Genomic DNA, 7,329 nt, shown 5'->3' on the forward strand with positions numbered 1-7,329 from the left:
AAGGGTGGGCACAGCCCCCGGCGCAGGGTGGCGACAAAGGAGGCCCCAGCCCGGTGCAGGCGGGCACGGACCCCGGTGCCGGGCGGCGATGAAGGTGGCCGCGGCCCCGGGGGACGTACAGCGCGACGTCACCCCTGGAGGCGCCCCGCCAGATCAAGCGCTGACGCCACCCTCGCCGCCACACTCTCCGCGTAATCCGCGTCGACGCGGACGAACTGGCCCCGCCCTCCGCCCCGGAGAAAGGTCACGACCCCCAGCGTCCGCCCCCGACTCCGCAGCACCGCGCACAACGCGTGCACGGAGTCCGCGGGCCACTGCCTCCCGGAGGCCCACTCCCGGAGCCGCTCGGCCGAAGCCGCCCCCGCGCTCGCGCGGACGGACCCGGCGCGCGCCACGCACTGGGTGGCCGGATGCCCCTCGGGGTAGCGCACCGGAAGCCCCGCCATCGCCACCGGCAGGCACGGCCCCGGCGGCCCCGCCGGCGTCTCCGCGACCCGCACCAGCCGCACCGGCTCCTCGCTCACCACCAGATCCACCAGCGCGTGGTCGGCGAAGCCGGCGAGCGCGAAGTCCAGTTGGACCGTCGCCGCCTCCATCGGGTCCTCGCACTCCGCGGCCGCCCGCGCCGCCCGGTGCAACTGCTGCGAACGGAAACGCAGTTGCGTGGCCTCCTGCTCCGTCTGCTTGGCCTCCGTCACGTCCTGGAAGAGCCAGCCGACCCCGAGCGGCACGGGCTCCTCCGTGAGCGGCGAGGCGAGCCGCAGGAAGCCGCTGCGCCAGCACCGCCGCTCGAAGCCGTCCTCCTGGCCGCCGCCGGCCCGCACGGACACCCACAGCTCGGCCGGCGCGGGCGGCGGCCCCTCGGCGAGCACATGGGCCAGCGCGCTCTCCAGCTCCTCCACGCCCTGCCCGAGCAGATCGGCCAGCGGACGCCCGAGCGCGGCCGTGCGCCCCACCCCCAGGGCCCGCGCCGCGTGTTCGTTCATGACCGCGGGCCGCAGATCGGCGTCGACGAGCACGACGCCCCACGTGGCCTTCTCGAAGAGGGCCTCGCTCAGGGCGATCGAGCGCTCCAGGTCTATCTGCGCGTGCACCTCACTGAAGGCGCAGTACACCCCCGCGGGCTTTCCGTCCCCGCCGCGCACGGACGCGGACTGCATCCGCACGAGCACCCGGCCGCCGTCCTTGGTCAGCAGCGCGAACTCGTGCACCTGCCGCCCCGGCGCGTCCATGGCCGAGAGCAGCCGCTTCTCGACGTCCCCGGCGTCGGCCGCGCGGACCGCCCACCCCGAGAACCCGCGCCGTCCCACGGCCTCCGCCGCGGACCAGCCGAGCACCCGCTCGGCCTCGCGGTTCCAGTGCGTCACCACACCGTCGGCGTCGAAGGCGCACAGCGCGGCGTCCATCCCGTCGAGCAGCGCCGCGAGCAGTTCGGCGCCACCGGGCTCGGGTTCTTCAGGACCCAGTTCGTCAGTAGTTCCGCTCTGCCGAGAAGCGCTCACCTGGAACCCCCTGCAGGCCGTGTCCTCAGATCATTCAACTCGAACGTGACGCACCCCACAGGTAGTTCCCGGAACTTGGGGAGAAATCGTCGTGCCACCGTCGCTCCCCACCTCTACGCCTACCGCACGCGCCGCGAGCCCCCGAGGGCGCCCTCCGAAAAAACCGGTTGAGCGGCGCGACGGCGCTTCCTAAGGTGTGCATCACTCGAGAAAGGAGGTGTTGCTGCAGTGATTTCATTGCGGACGCGAGAGGTGGCTGCGGGCTAGCGGCCTGCCACCACACCCAGTGCGGTGCCGGACCAGCGCGCGAGTCGAGCGTGCAGCCGGCCCAATCCCAAAGCAGTCACCCGACCCGCGAGCCGCCGGTACGTCCGGCCGGCTCCCCGCCACCGGTCCGTCCGGTCCGGCGGGGACCATGGCTCGCGGGTCGCCTGCGTTCCGGAAGCCGGGGTGAGGCCGTCGCCTCAGCCCTTGCTGACCGCCGTGAGGATCTCCGGGAGACGGCGGGCCAGGCGCGGCGCGGCGAGCCGCATCCCCGCCTCCGTGATCACCGCCCCGTACGCCGTGCCCACGGGCAGCACGAGCCACGTGAGGGACGAGCCCTGCGAGACGTGCAGCCAGATCGTCAGCGCCAGGACCGGCGCGCACAGCAGGGCCGCCGCGACCATCCCGCCGAAGATCGAGATCCAGGCGAGCCCGGCCTGCCCGGGGGCCACGTTCTTGTAGCCCTCCTGGGGGATCGAGTACGGGAAGCGCGTCGAGGACCACGCGCCCGTCGCCAGCATCGCGCCGAGCAGCGCGAACGACAGGCCGAGCACCTCCGGCAGCGCGCCCCAGTCGCCGAGCAGCGCGGTCGTGGTGACGGTGACGAGGGCGGCGTACGGCAGCGTGATCGCGAGCAGCGCCAGCGCGCGGCCCCACAGCTCCACGTACGCGTCGCGCGTCGAGGAGATCGTCGTCGCCACCATCCAGAACGCCGACGTGTCCTGGCCGAACTGGTTGTACATCAGGATCCCGAGCATCCCCGCCGCGAAGCACGCGAAGTACACGGACCCGGTGCCCTGCAGGGCGTTGAAGAGCGGCACGATCAGGCCGATGGCCAGGGACGTCACCCAGGCCGCCTTGGTCTTCGGGTCGCGCCACACATAGCGCAGGCTGCGCTCCATGACGGTGCCCGCGCGGCCCGCGGGCAGCAGCCTGCCGAGGGCGCCCGAGGCCCGCGAGGAGCCCTTGTCCGGTTCCGCCGCGGCCAGCGTCGAGCCGTCCGGCGTCGTCATCAGCCGGGTCAGGCTGCGCCGCCACAGGGAGAGCAGCGCCACCAGCGCCGCGGCCGTGAGCGCGAGCTGGGCCGCACCCGTCGCGTACGCGCCCTCGCTCACCGCGTCCACCGCGCCGAGCGCCGCGGCCGGCGGCAGCCAGCGCACCACGTCCGCCGCCGGGTCGAGCGTGCCGAGCCCCGAGGAACCGAGGCGCTGCGCACCGAAGTTGACGGCCTGGGCGCCGATCGCGATGACCAGTCCGCTCAGGACGGCGAGATCGCGCCCCTTGCGGCTGGTGAGCAGCCGGGTGTTGGCGGCGGCGACCGCGCGGGCCAGCGCCACGCAGACCAGCACGGTGAGCGCGACGGCCACCACGCCGGTGACGGCCGCCGCGGCGCCGTGGGCCAGCGCGATCGTCGCGCCGGTCGCCAGGCAGAGCGTGAACAGCGGCCCGATGCCCACGAGCGACGCCACGAGCAGCGCCCGCACCAGCGGGCGGGGGCGCAGCGGCAGCATCACCAGGCGCGTGGGGTCGAGGGTCTCGTCGCCGCTCGGGAAGAACAGCGGCATGACCGCCCAGCCGAGCGCGAGCACCCCGACGAGCAGGACGCAGACGGTGGCGGCGTGTTCGTTGCCGCGCAGCGCGATCAGGCCGAGCAACTGGAGCGCGGCGACGAGCAGCGCCAGCGTGACGGACGCGAGGTAGGCGGCCCTGCGGCCCGCCGACTGACGCAGGCCGTTGCGCAGGAGGGACAGCTTCAGGCGTACGAGGACGGGGGTGATCCCCGGGGTCCCGGTCGCCGCGGGCGGGGCGGCCGTCGGCGCGGTCACCGGGCGCCGCCGCCCAGCCAGTCCAGGTCGGTGCCGGCGTCGCGGCCGTTCGCGCCGACCAGTTCGAGGAACGCCTCCTGCAACGAGCGCGCCTCGCCCCGCACCTCGGCGAGCGTGCCGTGCGCGCGGATGCGGCCGGCGGCCATCACGGCGACCCAGTCGCACAGCGACTCGACGAGCTCCATGACGTGCGAGGAGAAGACGACCGTGGCGCCGGAGGCGGTGTAGCGCTCCAGGACGCCGCGGATCGTCTGCGCGGAGACGGGGTCGACGCCCTCGAACGGCTCGTCCAGGAAGAGGACCTCCGGGTTGTGCAGGAGCGCCGCCGCCAGGCCGATCTTCTTGCGCATGCCGGTCGAGTAGTCGACGACCAGCTTGTGCTGGGCGCCCGCGAGGTCGAGCACGTCCAGGAGCTGGGTGGCGCGCTTGTCGACCTCGGCGCCGGGCAGGCCGCGCAGCCTTCCGGTGTACGCGAGCAGTTCGCGCCCCGAGAGCCGCTCGAACAGGCGCAGGCCCTCGGGGAGTACACCGATGCGGGCCTTGACCTCGACGGGGTCCCGCCAGACGTCGTGGCCGACGACCTCCACGGTGCCGTGGTCCGGCCTCAGGAGGCCGGTGACCATGGAGAGCGTCGTGGTCTTTCCCGCGCCGTTGGGGCCGACCAGGCCGATGAACTTCCCGGCGGGCAGGGTGAGGTCGATTCCGGCGACCGCGATGTGCTCACCGAAACGCTTCCAGAGCTCCGTTACCCGTACCGCTGGTGCTGCCTCGGTCACGCCCACTGCCCTCCGTCGCCGGCCCGTGCTCGAAACCCTACGTCGGGCGGCGTCACGTCGACCGGGAGTTGCCCGGCACGGCTACCGGCGCGCCTCCCTGCCGCACGCGTACGCCAGGGGGGAGATGATCTCCTCCGCGTCCGGGAGCCAGCGGTTGGCGGCCGTGGGGCGGCAGGCCCACTGGACCGCGCCCGTGGCACCGAAGCGGGTCGGGGGAGCGGCGACGTACGCGCCCTCGCCGAGCGAGACCAGGTCGATGGCGGCCGGCGGCCAGCCCAGCTTGCGGACGAGGTCGGGGACCTTGGCCGCCGCGCCGGGCAGCACGAAGAACTGCATGCGGCGGTCCGGCGTGCAGGTCACGGGGCCGAGTGTGAGCTCCATCCGCTCCATGCGGGCGAGCGCGAGGAACCCGGCGGTCTCGGGCACGTCGATCGCGTCGAACGTGCGCCCGGTCGGCAGCAGGATCGACGCCTTGGGCTGCTTCTGCCACAGCCGCCGGGCCACGGTCGCGCTGCCGGTCGCCTGGGTCGCCCAGTCCTCGCGCGCGGGGTGTGCGCCGGGTACGGCGCACGCGGTGTCCCCGCACGAGCACTGCTCGGTGCCCTCGGCGGATTCCAGCCAGGTCCCGGGGAACACGTCCCAGTGACGCTCTTCCGCGTACCGCACGGCGATATCCAGCAAGGCCTCTCCGCGCTGCTTCGGGATCTGCGCGGCTGACGTGACTCCGATGGTCTCTTCCACGCAGTTCTCAACTCCCGCCGCCACCTCGGGTTACGGGCGCACGCGAGGGCGGAGGAGGAGCATCGATCCTGCGAGCGGGGCGCATGGGAGCACGCGTGGGGGCGCGCATGGGGATTGGCTTCCGGGTGCGGGTAGCCAGGTCAAGGGCAATCGGAGGATGTCTCGGAGGAAGCCGGCGGAACGACAGGTCCGGACAGAGTCGCACTTGTCGTTCTTCATGGTTTCATTTGCTTCTTTAGTGGTGCATCTTCGCCTTGCCCCAAGGGCATTGATCATCCTGAGGCGGCCCGCGACGGCCGTCCCCAACGATGGTCCACGGTGCACACAGGGGGTACGCCATGGCCGCCAGGCCTCTCGTCGCGCGGCAGCCCAACGAACGGCTGCAGGCGCTCATTCAGGAAGCCGGCTGTTCCAACGCCGGACTGGCCCGCCGGGTCAACATGTGCGGAGCGGAACACGGACTCGATCTGCGCTACGACAAGACATCGGTGGCCCGCTGGCTGCGCGGGCAGCAGCCGCGCGGCCGGGCCCCCGGCATCATCGCGGAGGCGCTCGGCCGCAAGCTGGGCCGGACCGTCACCATCGACGAGATCGGCATGGCGAACGGCAAGAACCTCGCCTCCGGCGTGGGCCTGCAGTTCTCGCCGACGGTCCTCGGCGCCATCGAGCAGGTCTGCGAGCTGTGGCGCAGCGACGTGGGTCGCCGCGACTTCCTGTCCGGTTCGTCGGTCGCCGCGTCCGCGCTCGTCGAGCCGAGCCGCGACTGGCTGATCTCCGCGCCGGACCCGCAGGTCGGACGGACGGCGGGCCCGCGCGTGGGCATGTCGGACGTGGCGGCCGTCAAGGCGACGACGGAGGCGCTGACGCAGCTGGACCACCAGTTCGGCAGCGGCCATGTGCGGCCGGTCGTCGTGCACTACCTCAACTCCGTGGTCTCCGGGCTGCTCGCGGGCTCCTACCGCGAGGCGGTCGGGCGCGAACTGTTCGCCGCGGTCGCCCGGTTGACCGAGCTCGCGGGCTACATGGCGGTCGACACGGGCCAGCCGGGCCTCGCCCAGCGCTACTACATCCAGGCGCTGCGCCTGGCCCAGGCGGCGGGCGACCGGGGGTACGGCGGATATGTGCTCGCGGCGTCGATGAGCCACCTCGCCGCCCAGCTCGGGAACCCGCGCGAGATCGCGCAGTTGGCGAGGGCCGCCCAGGAGGGGACGCGCGGCCGGGCCACCCCCCGCGCGGAGGCGATGTTCTACGCCGCCGAGGCGCGCGGGCACGCGCTGCTCGGCGACGCGCGGGCGACGCAGGCCGTGGCGGGCCGCGCGGTCGAGGCGATGGACCGGGCGGCGGGCGAGGGCGAATCCGGCGACGACCCGGTGTGGATCCGGCACTTCGACCACGCCTATCTGGCCGACGAAATGGCGCACTGCCACCGCGACTTGGGGCAGGCGGACGCGGCGGCGCGCAGCGCCCAGGAGTCCCTGGACGGGCACCCCGAGACGCGCGCGAGGCGCCGCGCGATCGGCCTGGTCCTGCTTGCCACGGCCCAGGTGCAGCGGCGCGAGGTGGAACAGGCCTGTCACACGGGCCTGAAGGCCGTCGAACTGCTCGGCACGCTGCGGTCGAACCGCGGCGCGGAGTATCTGGAGGACTTCCAGCAGCGCCTTGAGCCGTACCGGGAGGAGCCGGTGGTACGGGAGTTCGGGGCGCGCGTCGACATCCAGGCGGCGTGAGACGCGCGAACGCACCACTGAACAGCGTCAGGGAGGGAGGTTTCGTTACTGCGGCCCCTGAGCGGAGGGCGGCGTTCTGAGCTGCGTGGCAGAGGGATGTGGCGACCCGGTAGCGTGACCCGACGGTTCCGTAGGTCCCCCATTCGTAGGAGTCCCGGTGACGCAGCAGAGCGGTCAGGGCGCTGCTTCCTCCGATCCGCAGCAGCCCGCGGCCCGGCCCGCCCACGAGGGCGTCGTGCTGCCCGCGGACGGCGGCGCGCCGCTGCTTCCCGGCACCGCGGGCCGGCACAGTGCCCCGACGGGCGGCAGCCCGTGGGGCGAGCCCTGGGGGCCCGAGTCGGCTGGCCCGCCGCCGGGCGGTCACACGTACGGCCAGGGCCAGGCGTGGGACACCCCGCAGCAGCCCGCGGCCCAGCCGCTGCCCCCGGAGGGCACGCCCCAGCAGGGCTACGGCGCCCAGGGCTACGACAGCCAGGGCTACGGCGCCCAGGGC

General features: G+C 73.7%; 5 protein-coding genes and 1 pseudogene. 2 read left to right on the forward strand and 4 right to left on the reverse strand.

The annotated features are described in order from the left end of the window. Positions 1-128 precede the first annotated feature (128 nt). The 4 genes from AOK22_RS31545 to AOK22_RS31560 form a co-directional block, all read right to left on the reverse strand. Positions 129-1,502: a PAS domain-containing protein gene (locus AOK22_RS31545; RefSeq protein WP_055702138.1), complete on the reverse strand. Its 1,374-nt coding sequence runs from the start codon at positions 1,500-1,502 to the stop codon at positions 129-131. Positions 1,503-1,966: 464 nt separating this feature from the next. Then, positions 1,967-3,592 (reverse strand): hypothetical protein, encoded by a 1,626-nt coding sequence (locus AOK22_RS31550; RefSeq protein WP_055702139.1) that lies wholly within the window; start codon positions 3,590-3,592, stop codon positions 1,967-1,969. Further along, positions 3,589-4,368 (reverse strand): ABC transporter ATP-binding protein, encoded by a 780-nt coding sequence (locus tag AOK22_RS31555; RefSeq protein WP_237773396.1) that lies wholly within the window; start codon positions 4,366-4,368, stop codon positions 3,589-3,591. The genes AOK22_RS31550 and AOK22_RS31555 overlap by 4 nt, the downstream gene beginning before the upstream one ends. An 81-nt stretch (positions 4,369-4,449) precedes the next feature. Beyond that, entirely contained in the window at positions 4,450-5,109 is a 660-nt protein-coding gene (locus tag AOK22_RS31560; protein WP_055702141.1) for a bifunctional DNA primase/polymerase, read from the reverse strand. A gap of 338 nt (positions 5,110-5,447) precedes the next feature. Between AOK22_RS31560 and AOK22_RS31565 the strand changes: the two genes are divergently transcribed. After that, the gene (locus AOK22_RS31565) at positions 5,448-6,836 is read left to right on the forward strand and encodes an NsdA family TPR-like regulatory protein (RefSeq protein ID WP_055702142.1); all 1,389 of its coding nucleotides are present in this window, start codon (positions 5,448-5,450) and stop codon (positions 6,834-6,836) included. A 157-nt stretch (positions 6,837-6,993) separates the two neighbouring features. Continuing rightward, positions 6,994-7,329, forward strand: a pseudogene (locus AOK22_RS43155) (hypothetical protein); the annotation flags it as partial.

It is taken from the genome of Streptomyces silaceus, assembly GCF_001419745.1.
GTDB classification, from domain to species: Bacteria; Actinomycetota; Actinomycetes; order Streptomycetales; family Streptomycetaceae; genus Streptomyces; species Streptomyces silaceus.

Bases quoted from the DNA above. Each gene is read 5' to 3' on its own strand.
- AOK22_RS31565 (WP_055702142.1), top strand. From the start codon at position 5,448: ATGGCCGCCAGGCCTCTCGTCGCGCGGCAGCCCAACGAACGGCTGCAG.